Below are 25,608 nucleotides of genomic sequence, written 5' to 3' on the forward strand. Positions count from 1 at the left end.
AATAATGGAAAAAAATCTTGTCCGTATTGAAAATGTGAATGTTTCTGTCTATAAGATCCCAACCCAAACTCCTGAAGCTGACGGGACTTTGGATTGGGATCATACTATTCTTGTATATGTAGAAATCAGAGGTGGTGGTGAAACAGGCATTGGTTACTCTTATGCAAGCTTAGCTGCAGGTGTTTTAATCAAAGAACTGCTTTCTGAAAAGATAACAGGAATGAACATCTTTGATATTCCATCAATAGTCCATCAAATGATTCACGTCATACGGAACCAGGGGAGAGATGGCATAGCATCCATGTCTATTTCCGCGATAGAAACTGCATTGTGGGACTTAAAAGCTAAAATACTTAATCTTCCTTTAGTAAAATTATTAGGAGGCTTAAAGGAAAATGTAGAAGTATATGGAAGTGGCGGATTTACCAATTATTCTGACCGGCAATTGGAAGACCAAGTAAGACTATGGAAGTCTTTCGGGATAAATAAAATAAAAATTAAAATAGGAAGAGACTTTAAAGAAGATGAATCCAGAATCATAAAACTCCATAAATATCATGGTGCTAAGCTTGAAATATTTATAGATGCCAATGGCGCGTATCAAAAAAAAGAAGCTTTGCTCAAAGGAAAGAAGTTTGCAGAAATGGGAGTGGTCTGGTTTGAAGAACCTGTCTCTTCTGACAATATAGATACACTTAAATTCCTTTCTGAAAATGTTCCTCCTCCGATAAGTATTGCTGCAGGAGAATATGGGTATGATCTGTTTTACTTTCACAGAATGCTGAAGGCAAAGGCAGTAGACATATTACAAATAGACGCAACCAGATGTGGTGGATTTTCGGAAATGATAAAAGCAATGAATCTAGCTGAGGCATTCAGTGTTCCTGTCTCCACACATTGCGCTCCTCATCTTCACCTTCATGTAGCATGTGCCACAGGCGTCATTCACATGGAATACTTTTATGATCATTTTAAAATAGAGACCGAACTGTTTGATGGTGCAACTACTCCTGAAAATGGATATCTGAAGCCAGACTATTCAAGACCAGGAATAGGATTGGAACTTAAGAAAAAAGATGCTGAAAAATTTTTGTATAGATAAAATCACACCAATGGAATATAAAACATCCAATTTACCTTTAAATTTTCCTGACAAATCAGATGTAGATGTAGAACAATTGTATAATGAGCTCAGAAATAAATTAAAAGGAGAAGTCAGATTTGATGATGGAACCAGAGCCATGTATTCAACCGACGCATCTAATTACAGGCAGGTTCCTATTGGTGTTGTGATCCCAGTAAATGTACAAGACATTATTACAACTACAGAGGTTTGTCGAAAGTATAGAGCTCCTCTTTTATCAAGAGGCGGAGGTACTAGCCTGGCAGGTCAGTGTTGTAATGTTGCTGTAGTAATGGATATGTCCAAATACTATAATCAAGTTCTTTCAATCAATAAGGAATTAAAACTGGCATCTGTGCAACCAGGAATTGTATTGGATGAATTAAACAAGCAAGCTCAAAAAGTAGATTTGATATTCGGTCCTGATCCTTCTACCCATAGCCATTGTACCTTAGGTGGTATGATTGGAAATAATTCATGCGGTGTACATTCTGTAATGTCAGCAATGCATGGACTCGGAGCCAGAACTTCAGATAATCTCCATTCAATGGAAATTCTCACTTATGATGGTCTGCGTATGACAGTGGGGAAAACATCTGAAGAAGAATTAAATAAGCTGATCAATGAAGGAGGACGTAAAGGTGAAATTTACAAGCGACTAAAAAATTTAGTTGATAAGTATGGAGACGAAATAAGAAAGCGCTATCCTAAAATTCCGCGAAGAGTATCGGGCTACAATCTTGATGAATTGCTTCCTGAAAATGGATTTAATGTAGCAAGAGCACTGGCAGGTACTGAAGGTACTTGTGTTATTTTCTTAAATGCTAAGCTTCATTTGCTTCCTAATCCTGGTGCCAGATCTGTACTCATTTTGGGATATCCAGATATAGTTCAGGCTGGAGCTCATGCACACGAATTACTAAAATTTAACCCCATTGGTCTTGAAGGATTCGATCACCAACTTTATGATTACATGGTCAACAGGCATATGCACGTACAAGATCTCAAACTTCTGCCCGAGGGTAAAGGTTGGCTTTTTGTTGAGTTTGGAGGAAAAGATAAGGAGAATGCAGATAATCAGGTAAAGCAGGTGATGGAGGCGTTGAAGAGAGGTGATAACCCACCTAATATGATATTTTATGATGATCCGGAACAAGAACATAAATTATGGAGGATAAGAGAAGCTGGTCTGGGAGCTACAGCGTTCGTTCCGGGGCTTCCAGACGCTTGGGAAGGTTGGGAGGACACAGCAGTGCATCCTGAAAAACTGGGTGATTATCTTAGTGATTTTAGCAAGCTATTAGAAAAATATAACTATCATTCGGCTTTGTATGGCCACTTTGGACAAGGGCTTTTGCATTGCCGTATCAATTTTGATCTGGAAACCTCTGATGGTATTTTGCATTATAGAAAATACCTTGAAGAGGCATCAGATTTGGTAGTCAGATATAATGGCTCTTTTTCAGGTGAACATGGAGATGGACAATCTAAAGCAGAGCTTTTGCCTAAGATGTTTGGCAATGAGCTAATAGCAGCATTCAGAGAATTTAAATCAATATGGGATCCAAAAGGATTGATGAACCCAGGTAAAGTAAGTGATCCATATCCTATTGTATCCAATCTTAGACTTGGGGTTTCTTATAATCCGGCAGAACCTGAAACTTATTTTAAATTTCCTGAAGACAAAGGCAGTTTTGCAAGAGCAGTGTTGAGGTGTGTTGGCGTGGGTGAATGTAGAAAACACAATGGAGGAACAATGTGTCCGAGTTATATGGTCACTATGGAAGAGCAGCATTCTACCAGAGGCAGAGCTCATAAGCTTTTTGAGATGTTGCGTGGGGAAGTAGTAAAAAAAAGCTGGAAAGATGAATCTGTAAAGGAAGCACTTGATTTATGTCTTGCATGCAAAGGATGTAAAGGCGATTGCCCTGTGAGAGTTGATATGGCCACTTATAAAGCAGAGTTTCTTGCACATTATTATAAAGGTAAGATAAGGCCACTTAGTGCTTACTTGTTTGGAAGGATTGCTCAATTTTCAAGATTTGCAATGCTCTTTCCGGGCTTGTCTAATGCAGTAAAAAATTCATCTTTAACAGGTTCATTTATCAAGAAGATTTCAGGGATTGCAAGTGAACGCAAAGTTCCTGATTTCGCAGAAGAGAGCTTTAAAAAGTGGTTCTTTAAAAGAAGTATTGTAAATCAAGGAAAGCCTATTGTAATTTTATGGGCAGATACTTTCAATAATTATTTTCATCCTCACATTGCTATTGCAGCAACAGAAGTACTGGAATATCTTGGATTTCAAGTGAAAGTCTTTAGGCAACCTCTTTGCTGCGGCAGACCTTTATATGATTTTGGAATGCTTGATACTGCTCAAAAGTGGCTTTTGGAACTTCTGGAACATGTAAAGGATGATGTTAGGAGAGGGATAAGTATTGTTGGTCTGGAGCCAAGTTGTGTCAGTGTCTTCAGAGATGAACTCGTTAATCTCTTTCCAAATAATGATGATGCAAACAGGGTTAGTCAGAATACCTTTATGTTAAGTGAATTTTTAGAGAAGAAAGTTATAGATTATAGTTTTCCTCAATTAAAAAGAAAAGCTATTATTCACGGTCATTGTCATCATAAAGCGATAATAACGATGAAAGATGAAATCTCTGTATTAAATAAGATTGGACTTGACTGTAATGTGCTTGATGCAGGATGCTGTGGCATGGCTGGTAGTTTTGGTTTTGAAGAAAAACATTACAAAGTATCGGTTGCAGCAGGAGAACGTGTATTGCTTCCAGAAGTAAGAAAAGTTGAAAACGATACACTCATAGTTATGAATGGATTCAGTTGTAAAGAACAAGTTGTTCAACTGGCCAATAAATCTTCTTATCATCTTGCGGAAATTTTAAAGATGGCGATAGAATCAGAAAAGGATCATAGGGAATCAGCTAAACAGATTCAGACCTGAAGCCCTTAATTTGATCTTTTTTGGACTAGAGATTTGGCAGAACTTTTCATTAAAAGCATAGCTGATTCGGATGTACTTAAAAATATAAAGAAGTTAGTATTTCAGATTAAAATAACTTTCTTTGATAAACGAGCAAGGTTACCTTAATTATATTAGAATAAAATCAAAAAAGGAGATTTGGAGTCTCCTTTTTTGTTCTATAATGACAGCTATTAAACATGGGTATATTCCTGAATTTTTTCCAGAGTTACTCTTTCTCCTGTTTTAGCTGATTTATAAATGGCTTCTATTATCTGAACATCAATAAGTCCTTCTATTCCCGAAGCCCTATTATGAATTCCATTTATGATAGTATCAGCAATACCCTCCATCTGAGCTTTTTGCTGATTAATTCTTTCTACCTTAAGATTACCCTGCTCTGTAGATCCTTGCAAACCGTAGTAATAATAAGCGGGGCTTATTTCAATATAACCTTTTTCTGCTTCTACATATAATTTGTCGGATTCTTTAGTATAGCTAGAACTGCAATAAGCAATTACATTATCAGGAAACTCCATTTCCCAGGTTACATCACCATCCACTTCACTAGGCCTTTCAAAAATTGTATTTTCTAGTTTGACATTTCTAACTGCAATGGGATTTTTTCCAACTACATATCTTGCAGCTTGTATTACGTATATGCCAACATCTACCAGAGCACCACCTCCGGCAAGGTCCTTTTGAAGCCTCCATTGTCCATTGTCTTCTATTTTAAAACCAAAGCTGCCCTCAATTTTCTTTATTGGGCCTTTTGCTTTGGTTTGACCTAGCTTCATCGCTTCTAGATGATGAGGCTCAAAATGAAGTCTGTATCCAACAAATAATTCAACATTGGCATCTTTGCAGGCTTTGATCATTCTTTCACATTGCTTGACAGATGTGCCCATAGGCTTCTCCGTTATGACATGCTTTCCGGCCATAGCGGCTCTTATAACGTATTCTTCATGCATTGCATTCGGAAGTGCTATGTAAACGATATCTATATCTGTATTACCTTTGATTGAGTCAAAGTTGTCATAGTTATAGATATTCTTTTCTGGGATATCGTATTTTGTAGAATATTCCTGGGCTTTTTCTTCAGATCCTGTAACAATTCCTTTGAGACTAAATGATTCGCTTTGAACTATTGCAGGAATCAATTGGCCTGTACTGTATTTACCCAATCCCACCATCGCAATGCCCAGCTTCTTATTCTTTTTATTCATATCAATTTTTTGTTAAGTAAAGTTTACAGAGCGATTGATAAAAAAAATAAATTACCTTATAGATTAAGGTAATTTATTTTTAAGCAATCTAAGTTTGCTAGTTTTATGCAATAGCCTTTTTGTTAATCGATTTCTTGGCAAGGTCATTGAGCTTTGTGTCTGCTGCTTTTTCTTCATTTAAAGTTTCAGTAAGCAGTTGATGTACCTCTTTATGCCCCAGTTTTTCTGCATAATGCACAACAGTACCATATCCTGAAATTTCATAGTGCTCAATTTTCTGAGCAGCAGCGATTAAGCCAGCATCTTTAACTTCCGGAGTGGCATTTTCATCAATGAGATCTTTACCTTCTTCAATTAATCCTTCCATGGCAAGACATTTTGTATTCCCATGTTTGGAATTTAAAAGTGTAAATACTCTGTCCAATCTTTCCTTTTGTGCATTAGTCTCTTCAAGGTGCGATTCAAAAGCTTCCCTTAAAGCGGGATTGTTAGCCTCTTTTGCCATTTTTGGTAGAGCATGTATTAATTGCCTTTCCGCGCTATAAAGGTCTTTTAGCTCATATAATAAAAGATCTTCCAGGTTTTTAAGTTTTGTTGTCATAATAGTATTTTATGATTATCTAAAAAAAACAGATACAGGTTTTAAATTGTTTTTCCTTAATGTTTAAGTGGATTTTTATAAGATTATTGCCTTGAGACCTGGATAATCAAACCATGATGATTATCACTATGCGGAGCTGGAAATTCAACAGCTAAAGCTATCTTCCAATTATTGTTTAGGTTAACTTGTAATCCGGAATTAATTACACTGATCTCGTTTTGGCCTGTTATATAATCTGTAATTAGGGTCAGTTTTTCTTTAATAAGTACCTTTTGTAAACCCAGTTGCATTCCGATAAATTATTATTATTATTATTATGTCCGATATATTCCTGATTACCGTAATAAACTCCGATCACCGCATAATTTTTTGTATCAGGAATTGTAAACCTGTTATTTAAAAAGGAGAAATTAACAAATGCAGGATTGGTATGGTCGTTAACACTTATATTATACCTGATCGGCTTCCAATACCTATTTTATACCATTCTGTTAGTTTAAATATTTTCTGTATATGCCAAAAAAATATCAGGATTTTGAGATGGTTCTTCTTTATCAATATTAAGTTTTCTGTTCAGAGGCCTGGTATGTACAGTCAATTGATTGATCATTATTCCTGTCTTCCAATTTGTTTTTAATCCCAGAGTGGTAATTATCGACGTAGAGATATTCCTGTTAATAATACTACTCTGTGTTTGAAAAAATATTTTTTTAAATTCTACAATTTCAGAAGAGGGAACGTCAATTAAGTTTTTCTGTGCATTAGCTTTAATAGAACATAATAAAATAAAAAGGATTATATATTTCCACCTTGTTTTTGTGGCCATAAAAGTGGCAAGCTTAAGTGTTCTTTCCTTTGTGCAAAACAAATGAGCTTCACTTTTTGTTAAATTTTTATTTGCAAGATATGAAGAAGCATTATCCCTCATTTATTAAAAGAAACGGCCTGTCCTTGTGTCTAATTCTTTTGTTTTTACTTTTTATTACAGGACAGATTCTTACAGGGTGGCAGGAATACAATGAAGAACTGCTTGATCTGGGAGGGAAAGAATTGGGATTGAGCTCTTATCTGTTATCTGGTCATTTCATTCAAACTACGTTTGAGAATTGGGAAAGTGAATTTCTGCAAATGGGACTTTATGTATGGCTCACTGTTTACCTAAAGCAAATGGGATCGGCAGAATCTAAATCTCTGACAGATGTAGAGGAGGTTGACCGAATCCCTATTGCTCATCCTGACGCACCTTGGCCTGTCAGAAATGGTGGAATGTTAGATTGTATAAGCCTATGACAGATCTGCAACAAAAGGAATCAGAAAGCTTTAAGAAATTGCTTGAAGAACATAGGGGATTATTCGAGTATAGAGGAAATGTTCCAGAATACGATTGATAAAGGATATAACCTAGCATTAATTGATTGTAATGGTAATGTATTTTATCTTCATGAGCCTGATGCAAGCGATTGCAATACAAATTAATTAGTGTTATACAATTAATTATTAAGCCGAATATTTCATAGCGTTCGGATCAATAATCCAATATCATGTTCAGTTAATAAACAATATATCTTTTGCGGTAATTATATATTAGTGATATTCTCAATAGTCTTATAATATGAAGTCCATACTTTCAGATCTGGAATTGATAAAAGATATTTTGGTTTCCAATAACCAGACATTATCCGTTGCAGAAAGTGTAACTGGCGGAAATATTCAAGCTCTGCTAGCTTCGGTTCCAATGGCTATTGATTTTTATCAGGGTGGTATAACAACCTATAATATTGGACAAAAAGTTAAACATCTGGGAGTTGAACCCATACATGCCATCAAATATAACAGTGTGTCAGGTAAAGTAGCAAGTGAATTGGCTATTGGAGCAATCAAACTTTTTATGAGTGACTTTGCCATTGCTGTTACAGGCTATGTAGGACCTGATGAGAATAATGATTCAGATAATCCTATTGCATTTATTTCCATTGCAAGACATTCAATAGAGGGAATTTCTGAAGTTTATAATGAAAAAATAGAATTCGAATTAAAGGAAAGAGATGAAGTTCAAAGATATTTTGCAGAATCCGCGATAAGAATATTTGGTCAATATTTGTCAAAGGGTGATTAATAAGAGGATCAGAAGTTCAGAAGGGGTACACCGTCAAAAAGAATTCGGATATAATATAAATGAATTTCTTCTGGCTTTATCTGAAGAGCTATTACACTTAAAGATCATGGCGAACATACAAGTTATAATTCCGAGGGATATAGCAAAATTCAATACGTGAAATATATAGATTGTAAAATCTGGTAACAGGCTTGTTAGCCATTTACTTAATGCAGTGAGTACTCCGGTAACAGCCATTGAGATAAGCAACAAAAAGCCAATTGTTAAAACAATTCCAAAGGTTTTGGTTCTATCGAATATAACTTTTAATATCCCTGCATCTTCTCTTGTTTTTACTTCCCACATTCTGTTAAGAGCTTTTTGCATTTGCATAAAGAGAGTAGTTGCACTTAATACCAGTACTCCAATACCTATTATAAGCATTACTGTTGAATTAGCCTGTACATTTGCATTTTGAATCATAGTTTGGATCTGTTGCGCCGAATTCGGGCCTATAGTATTACCAATTGTCTTCGATATTTCTCCCTGAATAGCTTCCTTCCCAAAGATTAATCCAGCCACATTGATCAGAATAATTAAAATAGCAGGCAATGAAAATATCGCATAATAAGACACTGCAGCGGCATGAGTAAATGCATCGTCATCATTCCATTCTTTATATGTATCTTTTAATATTGCTCCAAGGTCTCTGAATTTGAATTCGTTTTCCATATTCCATTATGGTTCTAGCCACAACCATATATTTTAAAACATATAAATTGTTATCTCTTGTTCAATAATATCCGAACGATAATAAAAATGAAGCAGTTTTGAAGTAAGTAGATTGTTTATTTGAATCACAAATTATGAATATGAAGAAGACTATAATTGGAATAATCTTGCTCTTGGCGGGAATTATCCTTTCGATAAATACATATGGCCAATCTGATCTTGATCCAAATGTGGGGATAATGGATCCGATAATGGTAACTAATCCGAACTTTCTTGTAACTATCATAGCAGGAGTTCTGATGGCACTGGGCTTTCAGTTTATTCTGACTAATCTATCTGTCGCATTAGGTATTACATCTATTGGTAATATCAAGCAGAGAACAGAAAGGTTTCTACGCAATACCTATCTGAATTCAAAAGAAGAAGTAGGAGAGGAAGAGCCAGAAGATAAGAAAGAGACTAAAAACGTGGCTTCTAAATTTATGTCTTTGGCTGGCGGGTGGACTTTAGTCACAGGAACTATTTCATTATTCCTTGCTTGTATGTTGGCAGTTAAATTATCATTAATAGAAAGCAATGCAGTTGGTTTCACTTTAGGTCTGGTAATTTGGGCAGTATTCAGTATGGTGATGATTTATCTTGAAACACGAGCTCTAGGTTCCATTATCAGCGGTGTCTGGGGAGCTGCAATTAGTGCTATAAGATCAGGAATTTCAGGAGCAGGGTCAATATTCTCTAGTCGTGAATCTCAGGCTGATAGGGACAAAAACGTGGTTGACAAGATCAGAGACGAAGTGTATCAATTAGTGGAAGATCCAGAAATGAACACTAAGTTCGATAATGTCATAGAGAAGATAAGACCAAAGTTTGATACCCATCAATTTAAAACTGAGCTAGCTGAATTGTTAAATGAGATAAAAATAGAGCAAAAAGGTAGCGTTTCTCCTGACATTAGGGAACTATTTATTAAGGTAGCTGAAAAGGAGCCTGCTTTCAGTAGAACCGATGTTTCCAGTTTAGATAAAATATTTGAAAGCGCGCTAGCAGGTGTAGGATTGTCCGGAGTATCCAGACAGGCAGGGGGACTTGGTTCTAAAGCTTCAGAATATGTAAAGGGAGAGGTTTTACCAAAAGTTAAGGAAGAGTATATTCCTAAATTTAAAGAAGAGTATCTGCCCAAAATTAAAGATGAGATGGAACATTATGTGATGGATAGAAACCCGATAGATACTGATCCAGAAATTGTAAGAGCAGAGATAGATGAAATATTTAGTCATGAAGTAGATATTTCAAAAATAAAAAGTCAAGGAAAGATATTTGATAAAGATGATATTGCTACTGCGGTAGCAGACCAAAAAGGTGTCAGCAGATCTGAAGCTTTGAACGTGGCAGATAAATTAGAAGATGCATTGAATTCTATTCTGCGTTCATCAAATATCAAAGAAATTGTAAGTCCCAAATTAGAGGAGACTAAAGAGAAATTTGAGGAAACTAAAGAGAAGGTTAAAGAAACTCTTGGGGAAAAGAAAGAGGAATACATGAATCGACTAGAAGGTAGGTTCCAACAATTGTTCAGAAGAATTGATAGACCAGAATTGGATTATAATCTTTTGAAAAAAGAGTTCATTTTTATGATTCAGAATCCAAGATTGGCGCCAAAGGTATTAAAGATGAAGTTGAAACAAATGGATTCTAATACTTTGGTTGGACTTTTAACTGCTAGCGGAACGCTGAATAAATCTGAAATAAATAATGTAGTTCGAAAATTCGAAGACGTAAAATCGGATTCATTTCAGAAAATGGATCAAGCTGAGGATTTAATTAGGCGTAAAACAAGAGAAGCTAGTGAGTTTGCCTTAGAACAAGCAGAAAATACCAGAAAACTTGCCGCGGAAGCAGGATGGTGGTTATTTGCTATGTTGGTTATATCTGGCATCGCAGCAGGTTTAGGTGGAGCTTTAGGAATGTAATTTATGTTATCATTAAATAATCACAAAGGATATGTAACAGCATATTCTTTGTGATTATTTTGAATTTTTATAATTGTGGGATTTGCCTTGAAATCTATCCGCATAAAAATGAAATCTGCTCAGTTATTTTTGTTTTAAAAACATGCGAATAATAGTAAGTATAATAGGCTTCCTTCATTAAAAGTGTTTATTTTTGATAACTGTCATAAATTGAGCTATCTTCATATATGTATTTTAAAATATAATGTCAGTTTTTAGAATAGAAAATCCTTGTCACGAAGAGTGGGAGAATATGAAGATAGGAGTAGATTCAAGATTTTGCAATCATTGTACCAAGAATGTTATTGATTTTACAGGGAGAACAAGAGATGAGATACTTGAATACATATTAGTCAATTATAATAAAAATATTTGCGGAAGATTCTATTCCCGGCAGCTTGATTTCAACCTCTCAGATTTTATCATAACAATTCAAGCAGTCTCTAAAAATAGGCAAAATAACAATCTTTCTTTTTATCTGCTAACTCTTGGAACACTGATCTTTTCGGTTCTTGATAATGAAGCAACAGCTCAGGTTAATTCACCAGCGTTAAATAATAATCAAAGTGAAATTTCTTCAGTGCCTTCTGATAGAGGAGATTCTTTAAAGGCTGTTTTAAAATGCAGTAAGCCAAAGTCTTTGGAAGAAAATATCATTGAAGAGCAAGAAGTCATCTTCGGCATGATCAAGACAGAGCTTGATAGTAATCTCCGTTGTATAGGGCCATATACCCATGCTGAAATAATGCCTGAATTTAATGGCGGGATGGAAGGACTTATGAATTATTTACAAGAAAATATTCACTATCCCTTATGGGAACGAAAGAACCGAATAGAAGGCATTATTTATGTTTCATTTGTTGTAGATAAAAATGGTAAAATAAAAGATGCAAAAATTTTAAAATCAGTCAATGGTTCTCAAAATTTTGATAAGGAAGTGTTAAGAGTTATTGCCAATATGCCAGACTGGAAACCTGGAATTACTGGTGGTGAAAATGTAGACGTTATTTTTAATCTACCTTTCATTTTTAAATTATAATCTCAATGCTTCTACTTAATAATCAAATATGTACAGAAATGAATTAAAAGCCCAATTGCAGCAAAAACGATCCATTTCAGTTGTTCAAATGAGATTGATCCTGGATAGCTACCAATAGCCATCGGCTATACCACTGGCCTAGGCGCTTTGCTCGAAATGGATGATTTTCTTCAAGCTGGAAATACGTTTATTGTGGAAGACTGGTTGGGAAGCAATGTCCAGATAAGTTCTGTTCAGGAGCTTAAAGAGTTTACGAAAAGGTATGATGTTTATATTGATTGGTAATTAAGCCGATGTCTTATCAATAGTTGAATTAGTTAATTTTATGAAATACAATAATAGCTAGTATGTACGTGAACTGGTTATTATTGAATTTTTCAGTCCTTACTTTTATTTCCAGAGAAAGTTAATCAATGTAAAGAAGCTTGTATATCGAATAAGGCTTAGTTAAACCTTTGAGAAGCCAAACTCATCAGTTCTGTTACATTTGCTGTATTCGTTTTCTGAAGCATCTTTTTTCTATGGTTGTTAACGGTATGATGACTTATATTAAGCTCTTGGGCAATCTGCCTGCTTGTCTTACCCTGAGCCAATAATGCGATAACTTCTTTTTCCCTTTTAGACAGAGTATATTCTTCTTCTGGATTAATAGATTTTTTCAGAATTGTACTTTGTGTATTATCTGGATTAACGATGTATGCAGCAAAGTCAATCGCATTATCTTTTTTGAAATGATCTATTTCAATCATATGTTTTAAACCTACCACAGGTTCATTTTGACGGGAGGTTAATACACTTAAGTGATGCATAAACCATTTATATTCTCCGGATGGCGTCCTCATTTTATTGCAATACGCAATACGAAGTTTATGACTTTCACCCTTCATAATATATTCGCCGAAAAGCTTGTAGACTTCAGGGAAAATATGACTACGCATAATTTCGTAGTGATCTTTCTGGAAAAGAGAAAAGGTATAGGTAGTTCCAAACTGATACATCAGATCTATATCAAGGTCAAGCAAAGATATATTTTCAGAATGGTAGAGATAGCTATGCTGAGAGTAATCAACGAGAAGAATGATACCAGGAGTAATTTTTAAAAGTGCCTCATATTGTCTGACGTCTGGAAAATGATTTTTCTCTATTTTTCCCGGAGCAACTTCCTCCATGTTATTTTTCCTGAGCAACTGCTGAAAATAACTGTAATGCTCATTGTAGGTGTTGAAATTGAGGTTTTTAGCATTCATAAAATATTGTCACTATGTTTGATTGGCGTGACCGGTTTTAGTCAGTCCACCAATTTTTTAAAGTTTAGTTAAAAATTTCTTGAATAAAGATATTTCTTTTTCATTCGTAAATTATTATTGCTAAAAAGTATTTTAGTTTGGATTGATAAGTAGCGTTCCATTACTTATCAAAGATTTATATGCAATAGTGTGCTTAAGTGTAAGTAAATGAGAATATTATCGATGGCGTCTGATTTTTCTAAAAAAAAAATCTAATGCTTTTGTCCCCGTTCTGAAGTTCCAATCGTCATTGCGGTATAAAACAAAATAACTTTAATAAAATGAAAGAATTTCTATTAATCTTCAGAGCAGACTACAAAGCTATGCCTCAGGCCTCACCAGAAGAAATGCAAGCTACAACACAAAGATGGATGAATTGGGTTGCAGGAATTGCAGCTCAGGGCAAATTAGCTGATCGGGGTAATCGATTGGTAAACACTGGAAAAGTGCTAAAAGACGACACTATTGTTTCTGACGGACCTTATGCTGAAATCAAAGAGTCTATTTTAGGCTATTCGGTTGTTAAAGCTGCTTCTTTGGAAGAGGCGGCTAAACTCGCACATGGGTGTCCTATATTCGCCGTTGGAGGAAATGTAGAGGTAAGAGAAATTAATCCATTGTAGTTTACTTTTAAAGCCCTTGCCCATCGGCAAGGGCCTTTAAGCAATGCAAGAAACCGAATTAATACCACATTTATTCAGAACAGAGTATGGTAAAATTGTTGCTGTACTTTGTAACTCGTTTAATTTAAGGCATATCGAAATTGCAGAAGATATTGCGAGTGAAACTTTTTTGAAAGCCTCTGAAATATGGGGGATTAAAGGTGTTCCGGAAAATCCTGCTGCATGGCTTTATACAACAGCTCAAAACAAGTCAAAGGATTATTTTAAGCACCATTCAGTTTTTGAAAATAAAATAAAGGAAGTCCTGAAGTCTAATGATGAGAGAGCTGAAATTGATTTTGAATTCAGTAATGAGAATATTACTGACAGCCAGTTGGCTATGATATTTTCTGTTTGCAATCCAGACATTTCAAATGAAGCCCAAATATGCTTGGCGCTACAAATACTTTGTGGGTTTAGCGTTGAAGAAATTGCCAATGCTTTTTTAACAAAATCTGAGACAATTAAAAAGCGCTTGCATAGAGCAAGGACTATGCTTCGGGATAATAATTTTCAAATCAAAAATTTAAATAAAGAAGAAATCAAAAGTCGACAGGATAGTGTTTTGACAACCTTATACTTGCTATTTAATGAGGGGTATTTTTCAAAAACCAATAATCAGACCATCCGGAAAGATCTTTGTTCCGAAGCTTTGAGACTAGCTTATATTCTTACTGAAAACCCTTTAACCAATTCTTCACAAACCAATGCTTTGCTTGCTCTCATGTGCTTCCAAAGTTCGCGTCTTGAAGCAAGAATAAATGAAGATGGGGATGCAATTCTTTTTGACCAGCAAGATAAAAGTTTATGGAATAAAGAATTAATAGAAAAAGGTAATCATTATTTAATAAATGCCTATGAAGGAGGTGGGATTTCAAAGTATCATCTTGAAGCTACTATTGCATATTGGCATACTACACCTACCGATGAAAACAAATGGGAGCATATTTTGCGATTATACAATCAACTTATTTTAATTGAGTATTCGCCTGTAACAGCGCTGAACAGAACGTTTGCATTTGCTAAAGTTTATGGAAATGAAATAGGGATAAAGGAAGCTGAAAAATTAAACCTGGAAAGTAACAGTCATTACTATTCGTTGCTAGGTTATCTTTATTCGGACATTGATGACAACAAAGCTATAAGACATTATGAACAAGCAATTGCTTTGAGCAAATCCAAGACTGAAATGCAAACTATAACAAAAGAAATTCAGAGGCTTGTTGAAAAGAAAGACAATTGCTAAACTCTATATGAGTGAACACAACGAGTAGTTGTAGATATATGCCCAATAGAACATATCAAACTTCTTATTGCATTGTTTTTTTATCACCTTTTTTGAGGAACCTGTAAACTAGCACTACGGAAATAGCATTGAAATTATCCTTAAGATTTCCGTTGAATTTTTTTTCTGGGAGCTTTTTAAAGCTTGTAAAGCCATAGTTATATCTCATACCTATTCCGAAATTTTTATAGAGATAATATTCAAAGTAGGGGTTAATATTGAGCGAATTGCAGTTGTAGTTTTTGGACCACCATCCTCCATATTTTATAACTGCTAATACAAGCAATCTTTTATTTAAGTATGTGGATGCATTGAACCCAATAGTAGGAAGAGGGACAAATACAGTATGCTTTTCATTGAAATCTGGAAAAGTTCTATTGGAAAGTCTTAATGAATAGATTGTTGCTGTTACTCCAAGAAGAAAAGCAGCTCTGGATCTTCCATCATCATAGAAGAAATTTATATAGGATAAATTCAGATAATTTAATTTTAGCTGAGATTTAACCTGATTTCCTGCAAGGAATGTTGTGTCTCCATACTTTATATCTTTATCAAGTATTTCAGTTCCCCTTCTATTAACATTATAGGTGTCAAATGATATCCAATGAAAGTTGCCAAAGCTAAAAATTACGTTCGCTCTTAGTAAAATCGGATGTTTAGGAAATCCTAGGTCATCATGGACATTTATCTTTGTGCCGGGAGTTTGTCCGGAATTTACCTGAACATTTCCTGTATTTAATGTATATGACGCTCCAAGGTGAATTGTCAGGAATGGCTGAGGATAAGCAGTTTTGATACTATCCAATGAAAATCTTAAATTGTTTATTTTCCTTGTCTTATATCTTTTGAGCCAATTCTCATGATGTCCCTTAAAGGGATTCTCTCCTGCTATAGAAAAGCTTTCAGAAGCAAACATAATCAGGATAAATAAAAGAATACTCGAACTGATCTTTTTCATGATGTCCATAACAATAAAGATTCCTGTAGTAACTCCTTTAGACCGGAACTGTTGCTGAATTCAAGCAATTAAGATTCTTCAAAAGGGAAATCTTTCCTCAAAAAGTTTATTTTCCCTTAGAAATGTTTAGAAAATTAATCAAATAAAAATAGTTGAGAGATTGTATGAAGAAGTTATCTCACAGTTCAAAGTGTTAGGATTTTTTTATTGCAGTTGGAGAGAGGCTATTGGTTGCCCTTGATTATACAAGCTTTCGGTCTTTGATATTGAATCATCATATTTGATATGATGTGTTTCAATGAGATCAAAATAGGAATTAAGTTTTATAACATTAATGATTTTCAATAGAAATTTTTATTATTATTGAAACATTAAGTCTATCAATCAGAATCATAACAATACTTGCAATATCTGCTTTTATTGTTTCGTATAAATCCAATCTCAACCGAGAAATGATTTTTGAATTTATATTTTCTTAAAATTGAAAACTTTATAATATGGAAACATTAAAGACAACAGCGGAAGGAGTAATTTCTGTCAAAACGAAAGAAGTGAGGGCATTTGGTACAGCGGCGGCGGATAAATCTTTGCAACAAATAAAGATCAATCGAAGAATCCCTACACCGCATGATGTAGAGATTGAAATATTGTATTGTGGTGTTTGTCATTCAGATCTTCATACTGCCCGCAATGAATGGCACGGCACTGTCTACCCTTGTGTTCCTGGTCATGAAATCGTAGGGAAAGTTGTAAGTGTAGGAAAGCACGTTTCTAAATTTAAAGTTGGTGATCATGCTGCTGTAGGTTGTATGGTTGACAGTTGCCGGGAGTGCCAATATTGTAGAGAGGATCTGGAACAATATTGTGAGGAGGGTAATACAGCAACATATAATTCCCCGGACAAACACCTGGGGACTCAGACATATGGAGGTTATTCGGAAAGTGTTGTTGTGGATGAAGCTTATGTCTTGCGTGTACCTGAAAATCTTGATCTGGCAGCTACTGCACCATTACTATGTGCTGGTATTACAACGTATTCACCTTTGAAACATTGGAATGTAGGACCTGGCAAGAAAGTCGGGATAATTGGTATTGGTGGCTTAGGACATATGGCTGTAAAACTTGCGAAAGCAATGGGTGCAGAAGTGATTGTATTTACCACTTCAGCTTCTAAAGTTGAAGATGCCAAAAGGCTTGGTGCTGATGATGTAGTGTTATCAAAAGATAGAGATCAGATGCAACGTTATGCGGGCAAGTTACATTTTATTCTGGATGCAGTTTCTGCACAGCATGATGTTAATGCTTATTTAAGACAGTTAAGAGTGGATGGGGTAATGGTATTAGTAGGAGCGCCTGAGCATCCGCTGCCGATTGCAGCATTCAGTCTTATTCCACAAAGGAAAACATTTGCAGGTTCAATGATTGGAGGGATTGCTGAAACGCAGGAGATGCTTGACTTCTGTGGCAAGCATAACATTGTTTCAGATATAGAATTAATCAACATTCAAAAAATCAATGAAGCATATGAACGTTTACTGAAAAGTGATGTCAAATATCGCTTTGTTATTGATATGGCATCTTTAAAAAAGTAAGAATCGATAAGACTGATTAAAAAGTTAAATTAATCAAAGAAGTTTTTTATTATGGAAATTAAAAGAATTGGTTCACAACCTTCAGGGAAAGGTCCGGCTGACTGGTTCACAGGAACAGTGCGTATCGATCCTCTTTTTCAGGCTAGCGATCCAGCGCGGGTGGCAGGTGCTAATGTGACTTTCGAGCCTGGTGCTCGGACCGCGTGGCATACACACCCACTAGGTCAAACATTGATAGTAACATCTGGTTGTGGATGGGCTCAAAGGGAGGGGGGACCTGTTGAAGAAATTCATCCTGGAGATATAGTATGGTTTCCTCCCGGAGAAAAACATTGGCATGGAGCAACGTCTACTATCGCCATGACTCATATTGCTATCCAGGAAAGCCTTAATGGTAAGGTGGTAGAGTGGATGGAGAAGGTCACAGATGAACAATATCATTCAAAAGTTACAGTTGCTAAACCAGAATAATTTTATTAATAAAAATTAATTATGAAAAAACCTCATGTAATCTGTCATATGATGTCGTCCGTCAATGGCAAGATCATTTCTGATAACTGGGGAAGTAAAGACCAGGCAAAAGGTTATACGGATATTTATGAAAGATGCCATCAAAGTTTTGCCAGTCAGGCATGGATGGTTGGCAGGGTTACAATGGAAAGACATTTTTCAGAAGAAAAGGAGCCTTCATTGCCAAAATCAAATGCTCCAATAGAAAGAAAACCATTTATAGGAAATAAAGAAGCAACAAGCTTTGCAATAGCAATAGATGCCAAAGGGAAATTAGTATGGGACTCAAATGAGACAGGTGGAGATCATATAATTGAAGTACTCACCGAACAGGTAAGTGATGGATATTTAAGTTTTCTCCAGCAGAAGAAGGTTTCTTATATTTTTGCAGGAAAAAAAGAAATGGATCTCAAATTGGCCTTAGAACAACTAAGTAATCTTTTTAACATTAAAACTCTGATGCTGGAAGGAGGAGGGCATATCAACGGTTCGTTGTTAAATGAAGGATTAATTGATGAGTTAAGTATTTTAATAGTTCCTGTTGCTGATGCAACCCCAAATGCTCCGACCACATTTGAGTTGGGCGATTACCAACAGAAAAATGTATCCCAGCATCTACATTTGAAAGAAGTGAGACAATTAGAGAATGCTGTGCTCTGGCTTAAATATACTGTTAGTAAAGATTAACTGACTTGTCTTGGTTTTAACATAAGAAATCTTCAAAATAACTCCAATAACGTTTAGCCAGCTTTAAGCTGGCTATTTTGTTTACCTTAGTTTATTCATGAATAAAGTTTAATGAAGGTGGGAGAAAATTATGAGTATTAAGTATATTTTGTACCTATATTGGTCTTGAATAATTTTGAATTAATATGAGTTTATTAAAGTCAATATTGTATTTTATTCTAGCTGGACTTTTTGAGATAGGAGGAGGTTATCTTATCTGGCTGTGGTTGAGAGAAGGTAAGAACTTTTGGATATGCAATAATAGGTGCTATTGTACCAGTATTTTATGGTATTATCCCCACATTACAACCTGCAAATATTGAACGTGTATATGCTGCCTATGGAGGCGTATTTGTTGTAATGTCAATATTATGGGGTTGGAAAATAGATGGAAATAGTACAGACAGATTTGACATTATCGGAAGTATAGTTGTTTTGGTTGGAGTTGCTATTATTATGTATTGGCCTAGAAATTAACTGATTTAAAAAAAGTTTAAAATTTCTCTTGACTGTGGACTATACTCCACACTGTATATTTAACAAAAAGAGAAGTTTATGGAAACTGATAAAAGTAAATGAGATTATTTGAGAATTTTGCGTGGGTTAGCGGACTTCTTTGTATACTGTGTTGTGCCCTTCCACCAATGGCTGTTGCAGCAGGTTTAGGTTCTTTAACAAGATAGCTGTGTTTATAGAGAAGTTCGCTATAATTTTCCTGTCACTGGCAATCATCTTTTTTCCACATGGCATTTTAAGAGAAAGAAAGTACAATCATGTGATATAAATTGCATATCAAAACCCGTAAGTAAAAAAGCTTAAGCATCGTTTATAAGCCCCGGAATTCGGGACTTTTAGAAATTAATACAACTTGGTAATATATCATCAATACTACAGTTGCCATTACAATTTTTTTGTATTGCAGTGAGGCGGGCTTTAATTTCTTCAAGCTCCTTCATCTTCTGTTCTACAAGATCAATCTTGGTATTCACAGCTTCCAGAATTTCTGTGCAGGGATTGGTCTCTCCCAGCAATATTTCAATAGTATCTGATATCTCATTAAGAGTAAATCCCAATAGCTTTAATCTTTTAACAAGACTGAGCCTGACGAGAATATCATCAGAATACTCTTTGTAGTTATTCTCTCTACGTTCTTTTTTATTAAGCTTAATCAGCCCCATTTTTTCATAATACCTGATAGTATCTTTTGACAGGCCTGATTTTTTTACAAGATCTCCAATTAACATAAAATTTCTACAGAAAATGCTTGACAGTGGACTATACTCCACCCTGTATATTTGCTTTGAATCAATATAATAAAGTTATGAAAAATACACCCTTTTTCTTTATCCCGTTTATGATATTTTATTTATCAGGGTGCAAGCAGAGCTGCTGTCCTAATAAATGCAACAATTTTGAAAAAAAATGTTCAGTGAATTCAAAATCCGAAGCTTCTATGATTAAAAATGAAAAGGAACCATTGATATGTTCTTTGACTAATGTTGAATTAAAAGAAAGAAAAAAGACTATTGAGAAATTCAAAAGCATGGTTTATGAAAAGAATGAAATAGAAAATGGAATTGTCTTTAAATTAGAAGGAGCTGATGATAATCTTGAGAGTATTATGAACCTTGTAAAGTTAGAGAGAAAATGTTGTACATTTCTGACGTTTGATCTGAGGATTCAAAAAGATGCATATCCTTTGCAGGTGACAATATCAGGCCCTGAAGGGACTAGAGATTTTCTTATTCATGAATTGGGATTATAGAGAGTATTGGTAGCAAAGCGGCAGGAATGCCGCTTTGTTAGAAATGAACTTCTGCCCTTTAACTTTAATATGAATTTCTCTTGTTAGACTACCAGAAATGTATGAATAATATTCTATACAAGTTGTTGTTGTAAAGTAAGTTCCGGAATGTTAATTTTGGCTGTATTTACTAATATTGATACAACAAATTAATGAAAGGTAATATGGAAGAATCAAAAAATGCTGAAAATGCAGTTTCATCAAATGGCACAATTCCAAAGGTAACAGGAATTGGTGGAATTTTCTTTTTTTCTGATAATCCAAAAGACACCAGAGAATGGTATGCAAAGAATTTAGGACTTGAAGTCAATGATTGGGGATCTACTTTTGAATCTAGAAATGTAAACAAACCAGACGAAATAAATCAACTTCAATGGACGCCCTTCAAGAATGGAAGCGAATATTTTGCCCCATCAAAAAAGGAATTTATGATTAATTACAGAGTGCAGAACATTGAAGGACTTGTAAATAAGCTAAGAGAAAACGGTGTAACGATACTTGATGAAATAGCAACGTTTGAATACGGCAAGTTCATTCACATTATGGACTCTGATGGAAATAAAATAGAACTTTGGGAGCCTCTTTAAGAAGTTAAAAGTCGAAAGTTAAAAGTATGGTAAGTATTATTGTCCATTAAAGATTTTAAAGAAGCAACACAACTACTTTTTTATACAGTTTCTTGTAGGCTAAGCCTTCTATTAACATAAGCAAACTAATCATTTTACTAACAATAATGTCAACTTTTAACTTTCGACTTTTAACTTTCTACTTTTTAAAACTACTGTTACTTTTTGGGTTTAGCCTGAGTTGTTTTAATGCAGTAACTTTTGCTCAAAGCTCTAAGGAGACAAAATCAGAAGGAATTCCCGTACTTGAATATTATGATTTAGGTAATCGGGATTTTCCTATACAATGGCCTTCTAAAAAAGATTTCAAGACTTATTCCCTTCAAGAACCAACCCTAAGCCCCGGGAGGTACTTGTTTCAAACAAGTATCGGCAATCACAGTAATGAAGATACTGTGTTTTTGGATTTAGGATTTCACAGACTCAAAGGCATAAGTCTTCAGGTGATATATGCAAATGACCGTATTGTCGAATACAGGACGGGCATGTTTGTAAACCTCTCTAAAAGAAAGTATCCACACCGTCAATTGTTATTTGGAATTCCTATAAAAAAGGGAGAAGAGGTTCAGTGCAGAATAAAGCTTATTGTTGAAGAATACTTTTATCTGCCAGCACAGTTGGGTTCAAAAGAAAAGATATATAATAGCATTCATTCAGAAGACCTGGTACTTACTTTTTTTGCAGGAATATTTATAAGCATGGTCTTGTATAATCTGTTTATTTATCTGACCACGCGTGACAGGATGTACCTGGTTTATGTCTGCTATCATTTTTTTATGGCCTATACGCAGCTTGCTTTGTTTGGCTTTACTCAGGAACACATCTTTGGTGAGCTTCCTAAATTTGACTATTGGGCTTACATGGTAAGCGGCAGCATGGTGGGTACCAGTGGATGTATTTTCGTAATTAACTTTCTGCATATAAAAAAATATTCAGCCGGAATTTATAAAACAATAATAGTGGTTGCTTCTCTGTTTCCTTTGTATTTAGTCTTAGACCTTTTCGGGTATTATAGTGCAAAGGAACTTGTTTATGATCTATTAGGATTGAGCTGTATCGCTTTGTTCTATATATCAATATATATATCCATTAAAAACGGCAATTTGCAGACCAAGTTCTTATTGGTTGGCTGGTCACTTTTTATGTTGGGATATATTTGTTTTATACTAAAGAATGAAGGCGTCCTTCCTTATAACTTGTTTACTCATTATGCGATGATCACCGGTTCAGCTTTAGAGATGATCCTGCTCTCTTTCGCTTTGGCCCACAGAATTACGACCCTTAGAAAAGACAATGAGAAAAAGCAACAGGAAATTATTTTACAGTTGGAAACCAATGAACAGTTTCTTAGAAAATCAAAACAACTTGAGCTGGACAAAGAACGACTTAAGAAAGAAATTCTTCTTTCAGAATATGAATCTCTTAAAAAACAAATCAATCCTCATTTTCTTTTTAACAGTCTGAATGTATTATCAGATCTGGTAAATGAAGAGCAAGAGCTGGCTGAGACATTTGTTGAGCAGTTGGCTAAAGTGTATAGGTATATTCTTGAGTGCGAGCAGGAAAGTCTTGTGCCCATGAATACAGAATTGGATTTTATCGAATCTTTTATATTTCTTTTGAAGATTAGATTTGAAGAGAATTTGCATATTACAATAGATACAGAGCATATCCAAAATCAATTGATAGCTCCGCTTACACTGCAGTTGCTTATTGAAAATGCAGTCAAGCACAATGTAATAAGTTCTGAAAATCCATTACGTGTAAAAATTTATACAGAGCAAGGATACATTGTTGTGAGCAACAATATGCAGTTGCGCAGAGGGATGGAAAAATCAACAGGAAAAGGATTAAAAAATATTAAGTCAAGATACAAGTTTATATCAAGCAAACCTGTGGAAGTTTTCAATACTTCTTCTGAATTTATTGTGAGAATACCATTTGTTAATCAATAATAAATATAATTCAATTCATAATCATATGAAAGTATTGGTAATAGAAGATGAGAGAAGGGCTGCGAACAGACTTATAAAGATGATTCGAACCTATGACACTTCTATTGAAATTTTAGATAGGTTGGAGTCGGTAAAAAATACTATTACTTGGTTTGGAGACCATCCAATGCCTGATCTTATCTTTATGGATATTCAATTGGGAGACGGTTTATGTTTTGAAATATTTGACGAATGCAACCTTATGGCTCCGGTAATATTTACTACAGCCTATGATCAATTTGCTATCAAAGCCTTTAAATTTTATAGTATTGATTATTTATTAAAGCCTGTCAGTTTTTCAGAACTAAAAGCAGCCATTGACAAGTACTTTATTTTCAAACAGAATCTTTCTGTTGCACAAGTTTATAACCAAACGATTTCATTGCTTAGAAAACCGGTAAAAGATCGTTTTATAATCAAGGTTGGTGAAAGTATCAATACAGTAAAAATTGAAGAGATAAGCCTTATTGGAAGCAAAGACAAGTATACTTATCTGTATAAATCAGATAATAAGAAATTTATTATAGATTATACTCTGGAACAGTTAGAGGTAATTCTGGATACACAAAGATTCTTTAGAATTAATCGTACTTACATAGTGAATAGAAATTCGATTATTGAAATTAAAACCTATGTCAACAGTCGCTTGGTTCTGAAGCTAAGCATACCCTATGATCAATCGGAAATTATAGTGAGCAGAGAAAGAGTTGCAGATTTTAAAAAGTGGTTGGAAAAGTGATCACAAAAGTAACAACTTAAGTTTTTTGAGTTAACTTAAAAATTAATTCCTCAAATTTTTTTATTATATCTAAGAAAGAAGCATGCTAGTATCATTTTTGTTTCGGCAGATATTTCTTACAATTCATCCTGTTTTTATAACAATTCATCCAATCGAAGTATCGTAATAGATACTTTACTCACTTCAATGCTATATCTTTTTTTTTTAAATTCAGAGGGTTACCTACTATGTTCACACAACCAATGTATTCCAGTCCAGAAGTTTTTCGAAAGCTTCAAAGCTTGTATTCCGATGGAGTCCAATTATCAGAGGAAAAAAGATTTGAATCAGCTATTGAAAAATTTACTGAGGGTATAAATATTGATGCTCATTTCAGACATCAATATGTTACTCAGTACGCTATGAGAGCCATTTGCTACGTGCATCTAAGGAAATTTAAGGATGCTATTTTCGATTTGGAGAAAGCGATAGAAATGGAGCCTGAATTCTATCACGCAGATTACTATTTCAGACTTGCACGCTGTCATGAGCAAGGCTATGGTGATGTACAAAAAGCACTTGACTATTATCAGAAAAGTATAGAGATAAATCCCAATGGAGTCGGTCCTTACTATTACAGGGGACTTTTGTATTATGATAATGGTAATTATGCCCAGGCCCTTCCAGATATTGAGAAATTAATAGCTCTGGATCCTAATAGTAATAGCCGTTTATATGAAATAAGAAACCACATGCGCAAGGAGCTTGGTCTTAAATTTATCAATGTTGACGAACCGGAGATTTTTCCAGGAAAACCTGTTTCTAAGTTGAGCGACTATGTTAATTTTATGAATAGAGTTCAAAAAGGAGATATCTCTGGGGCTTTTGCTGACTATGGCCTGGATATTTTTCAATATTGTGGTGTAATACATAGATGGGGGTTTAAAAAGGCTATCGATCCTTCTATTTCTGCCAGGTATTTAGAGTTGATGGGGAATCAACAGATTGAAACTCTAATATAATTTAATTTCACATTGTAAATAGATCCCTAAATTTTATAAAATAGGTGATTCAAGAATAAGATGAATGTACTGCTATATCCAAAGAATTTCCTTGTAGGGATTTTACCTTATCATATGAACATCCTATATACGAAGTGCCTGAAAAGAGGAAAATTATTCACATTACTTATTCTTAAAATACACTTTAAAAATCGAACCTTTACCGGGTTCACTTTCAACTTCAATTTTTCCACCTGCACTGGTAATAATTCGCTTGACGAGATACAGTCCAACCCCAGATCCCTCTACATCTTTATGAAGCCTTTTAAATTCAGAAAAAATCTTATCAGCTTGTTCTTTTTTCATACCTAATCCATTGTCTTGAATTGATAAAATAGTATGATTTTCTTCAAGTTTCGTAGTAATAAATATCTCAGGATTTCTTTCAGGTGAATGATATTTTATAGCATTGCTTAAAAGATTATGAAATATACTTTGAAGATTTTTCTTTGCGAATTTGATGGTTGAAATCTCACTGAAGTCTTCTTTAATTGTTGCATTAGTTTTTTTGATAGGCTCTTCAAACATAGATTTTACCTCTTTTAACATTTCAGGCAAATTGATGTCTTCATAGTTTTCTGTAC

General features: G+C 34.7%; 29 protein-coding genes. 20 read left to right on the plus strand and 9 right to left on the minus strand.

Annotated features, from left to right (window positions below; all coding sequences use genetic code 11):
* Positions 1-4: 4 nt before the first annotated feature.
* Together J7604_RS22390 and J7604_RS22395 are read left to right on the plus strand one after the other, a co-directional pair.
* Positions 5-1,102: an enolase C-terminal domain-like protein gene (locus J7604_RS22390; protein WP_293901175.1), complete on the plus strand. Its 1,098-nt coding sequence runs from the start codon at positions 5-7 to the stop codon at positions 1,100-1,102.
* A gap of 10 nt (positions 1,103-1,112) precedes the next feature.
* Positions 1,113-4,082, plus strand: a complete 2,970-nt coding sequence (locus J7604_RS22395; protein ID WP_293901178.1) for an FAD-binding and (Fe-S)-binding domain-containing protein — start codon at positions 1,113-1,115, stop codon at positions 4,080-4,082.
* A gap of 212 nt (positions 4,083-4,294) precedes the next feature.
* Here the strand turns inward: J7604_RS22395 and J7604_RS22400 are convergent, their stop codons facing one another.
* The 4 genes from J7604_RS22400 to J7604_RS22415 form a co-directional block, all read right to left on the minus strand.
* Positions 4,295-5,326, minus strand: a complete 1,032-nt coding sequence (locus J7604_RS22400; protein WP_293901181.1) for a Gfo/Idh/MocA family oxidoreductase — start codon at positions 5,324-5,326, stop codon at positions 4,295-4,297.
* Positions 5,327-5,429: 103 nt separating this feature from the next.
* A complete protein-coding gene (locus J7604_RS22405) occupies positions 5,430-5,927 on the minus strand; it encodes a ferritin-like domain-containing protein (protein ID WP_293901184.1) in 498 nt (165 codons plus the stop codon).
* Between the two features lie 83 nt (positions 5,928-6,010).
* Positions 6,011-6,217 carry a hypothetical protein gene (locus J7604_RS22410; protein ID WP_293901187.1) on the minus strand — a complete coding sequence of 69 codons (207 nt, stop codon included), beginning with the start codon at positions 6,215-6,217 and terminating at the stop codon, positions 6,011-6,013.
* 206 nt (positions 6,218-6,423) lie between these two features.
* Positions 6,424-6,753, minus strand: coding sequence for a hypothetical protein (locus J7604_RS22415; protein WP_293901191.1), 330 nt, complete (start codon positions 6,751-6,753; stop codon positions 6,424-6,426).
* Positions 6,754-6,833: 80 nt separating this feature from the next.
* On the opposite strand from J7604_RS22415, the gene J7604_RS22420 reads away from it, so the two are divergent.
* The 3 genes from J7604_RS22420 to J7604_RS22430 all read left to right on the plus strand — a co-directional run bounded on the left by J7604_RS22420 (position 6,834) and on the right by J7604_RS22430 (position 8,043).
* Positions 6,834-7,217, plus strand: a complete 384-nt coding sequence (locus tag J7604_RS22420) for a DUF6766 family protein (RefSeq protein WP_293901194.1) — start codon at positions 6,834-6,836, stop codon at positions 7,215-7,217.
* A 42-nt stretch (positions 7,218-7,259) separates the two neighbouring features.
* Positions 7,260-7,403, plus strand: coding sequence for a hypothetical protein (locus J7604_RS22425; RefSeq protein ID WP_293901197.1), 144 nt, complete (start codon positions 7,260-7,262; stop codon positions 7,401-7,403).
* A gap of 136 nt (positions 7,404-7,539) precedes the next feature.
* The gene (locus J7604_RS22430) at positions 7,540-8,043 is read left to right on the plus strand and encodes a CinA family protein (RefSeq protein ID WP_293901200.1); all 504 of its coding nucleotides are present in this window, start codon (positions 7,540-7,542) and stop codon (positions 8,041-8,043) included.
* Positions 8,044-8,076: 33 nt separating this feature from the next.
* Here the strand turns inward: J7604_RS22430 and J7604_RS22435 are convergent, their stop codons facing one another.
* Entirely contained in the window at positions 8,077-8,754 is a 678-nt protein-coding gene (locus J7604_RS22435) for a YihY/virulence factor BrkB family protein (protein ID WP_293901203.1), read from the minus strand.
* Between the two features lie 140 nt (positions 8,755-8,894).
* On the opposite strand from J7604_RS22435, the gene J7604_RS22440 reads away from it, so the two are divergent.
* The 3 genes from J7604_RS22440 (at position 8,895) to J7604_RS22450 (ending at position 12,087) form a co-directional block, all read left to right on the plus strand.
* Positions 8,895-10,724 carry a hypothetical protein gene (locus J7604_RS22440; RefSeq protein WP_293901206.1) on the plus strand — a complete coding sequence of 610 codons (1,830 nt, stop codon included), beginning with the start codon at positions 8,895-8,897 and terminating at the stop codon, positions 10,722-10,724.
* A gap of 244 nt (positions 10,725-10,968) precedes the next feature.
* On the plus strand, positions 10,969-11,802 hold the full coding sequence (locus J7604_RS22445; protein ID WP_293901209.1) for an energy transducer TonB: 834 nt from the start codon (positions 10,969-10,971) through the stop codon (positions 11,800-11,802).
* 156 nt (positions 11,803-11,958) lie between these two features.
* On the plus strand, positions 11,959-12,087 hold the full coding sequence (locus tag J7604_RS22450) for a hypothetical protein (protein WP_293901212.1): 129 nt from the start codon (positions 11,959-11,961) through the stop codon (positions 12,085-12,087).
* Positions 12,088-12,245: 158 nt separating this feature from the next.
* Here the strand turns inward: J7604_RS22450 and J7604_RS22455 are convergent, their stop codons facing one another.
* Entirely contained in the window at positions 12,246-13,049 is an 804-nt protein-coding gene (locus J7604_RS22455; protein WP_293901215.1) for a helix-turn-helix transcriptional regulator, read from the minus strand.
* Positions 13,050-13,369: 320 nt separating this feature from the next.
* Between J7604_RS22455 and J7604_RS22460 the strand changes: the two genes are divergently transcribed.
* Together J7604_RS22460 and J7604_RS22465 are read left to right on the plus strand one after the other, a co-directional pair.
* Entirely contained in the window at positions 13,370-13,711 is a 342-nt protein-coding gene (locus tag J7604_RS22460; RefSeq protein ID WP_293901218.1) for a YciI family protein, read from the plus strand.
* Positions 13,712-13,754: 43 nt separating this feature from the next.
* Positions 13,755-14,996: a sigma-70 family RNA polymerase sigma factor gene (locus J7604_RS22465; RefSeq protein ID WP_293901221.1), complete on the plus strand. Its 1,242-nt coding sequence runs from the start codon at positions 13,755-13,757 to the stop codon at positions 14,994-14,996.
* 64 nt (positions 14,997-15,060) lie between these two features.
* On the opposite strand, the gene J7604_RS22470 is transcribed toward J7604_RS22465, so the two are convergent.
* Positions 15,061-15,993, minus strand: a complete 933-nt coding sequence (locus J7604_RS22470; RefSeq protein WP_293901224.1) for a hypothetical protein — start codon at positions 15,991-15,993, stop codon at positions 15,061-15,063.
* A gap of 497 nt (positions 15,994-16,490) precedes the next feature.
* Here J7604_RS22470 and J7604_RS22475 point away from each other — a divergent pair, with 497 nt between their 5' ends.
* The 5 genes from J7604_RS22475 (at position 16,491) to J7604_RS22495 (ending at position 19,298) form a co-directional block, all read left to right on the plus strand.
* A complete protein-coding gene (locus J7604_RS22475) occupies positions 16,491-17,585 on the plus strand; it encodes an NAD(P)-dependent alcohol dehydrogenase (RefSeq protein ID WP_293901227.1) in 1,095 nt (364 codons plus the stop codon).
* 51 nt (positions 17,586-17,636) lie between these two features.
* Positions 17,637-18,056 carry a cupin domain-containing protein gene (locus J7604_RS22480; RefSeq protein WP_293901230.1) on the plus strand — a complete coding sequence of 140 codons (420 nt, stop codon included), beginning with the start codon at positions 17,637-17,639 and terminating at the stop codon, positions 18,054-18,056.
* 21 nt (positions 18,057-18,077) lie between these two features.
* Positions 18,078-18,782 carry a RibD family protein gene (locus J7604_RS22485; protein WP_293901233.1) on the plus strand — a complete coding sequence of 235 codons (705 nt, stop codon included), beginning with the start codon at positions 18,078-18,080 and terminating at the stop codon, positions 18,780-18,782.
* A gap of 185 nt (positions 18,783-18,967) precedes the next feature.
* Positions 18,968-19,144, plus strand: coding sequence for a hypothetical protein (locus J7604_RS22490; RefSeq protein WP_293901236.1), 177 nt, complete (start codon positions 18,968-18,970; stop codon positions 19,142-19,144).
* On the plus strand, positions 19,116-19,298 hold the full coding sequence (locus J7604_RS22495; protein ID WP_293901258.1) for a YnfA family protein: 183 nt from the start codon (positions 19,116-19,118) through the stop codon (positions 19,296-19,298). The genes J7604_RS22490 and J7604_RS22495 overlap by 29 nt, the downstream gene beginning before the upstream one ends.
* Before the next feature lie 374 nt (positions 19,299-19,672).
* Here J7604_RS22495 and J7604_RS22500 read toward each other — a convergent pair whose 3' ends face one another.
* Positions 19,673-20,065, minus strand: coding sequence for a MerR family transcriptional regulator (locus J7604_RS22500; RefSeq protein ID WP_293901238.1), 393 nt, complete (start codon positions 20,063-20,065; stop codon positions 19,673-19,675).
* Between the two features lie 185 nt (positions 20,066-20,250).
* On the opposite strand from J7604_RS22500, the gene J7604_RS22505 reads away from it, so the two are divergent.
* From J7604_RS22505 to J7604_RS22525, 5 genes are all read left to right on the plus strand, one after another.
* A complete protein-coding gene (locus J7604_RS22505) occupies positions 20,251-20,586 on the plus strand; it encodes a hypothetical protein (RefSeq protein ID WP_293901240.1) in 336 nt (111 codons plus the stop codon).
* 203 nt (positions 20,587-20,789) lie between these two features.
* A complete protein-coding gene (locus tag J7604_RS22510) occupies positions 20,790-21,212 on the plus strand; it encodes a VOC family protein (protein WP_293901243.1) in 423 nt (140 codons plus the stop codon).
* 146 nt (positions 21,213-21,358) lie between these two features.
* Positions 21,359-23,206 (plus strand): 7TM diverse intracellular signaling domain-containing protein, encoded by a 1,848-nt coding sequence (locus tag J7604_RS22515; protein WP_293901246.1) that lies wholly within the window; start codon positions 21,359-21,361, stop codon positions 23,204-23,206.
* A 25-nt stretch (positions 23,207-23,231) separates the two neighbouring features.
* Positions 23,232-23,984 (plus strand): LytTR family DNA-binding domain-containing protein, encoded by a 753-nt coding sequence (locus J7604_RS22520; protein WP_293901249.1) that lies wholly within the window; start codon positions 23,232-23,234, stop codon positions 23,982-23,984.
* A 227-nt stretch (positions 23,985-24,211) separates the two neighbouring features.
* Complete coding sequence (locus J7604_RS22525; RefSeq protein ID WP_293901252.1) at positions 24,212-24,985, plus strand: tetratricopeptide repeat protein; 774 nt, start codon at positions 24,212-24,214, stop codon at positions 24,983-24,985.
* 162 nt (positions 24,986-25,147) lie between these two features.
* Here J7604_RS22525 and J7604_RS22530 read toward each other — a convergent pair.
* A partial coding sequence (locus J7604_RS22530; protein ID WP_293901255.1) for a HAMP domain-containing sensor histidine kinase occupies positions 25,148-25,608 on the minus strand: 461 nt, incomplete at its 5' end.

Source organism: Sporocytophaga sp. (assembly GCF_017745095.1).
Classification (GTDB): domain Bacteria; phylum Bacteroidota; class Bacteroidia; order Cytophagales; family Cytophagaceae; genus Sporocytophaga.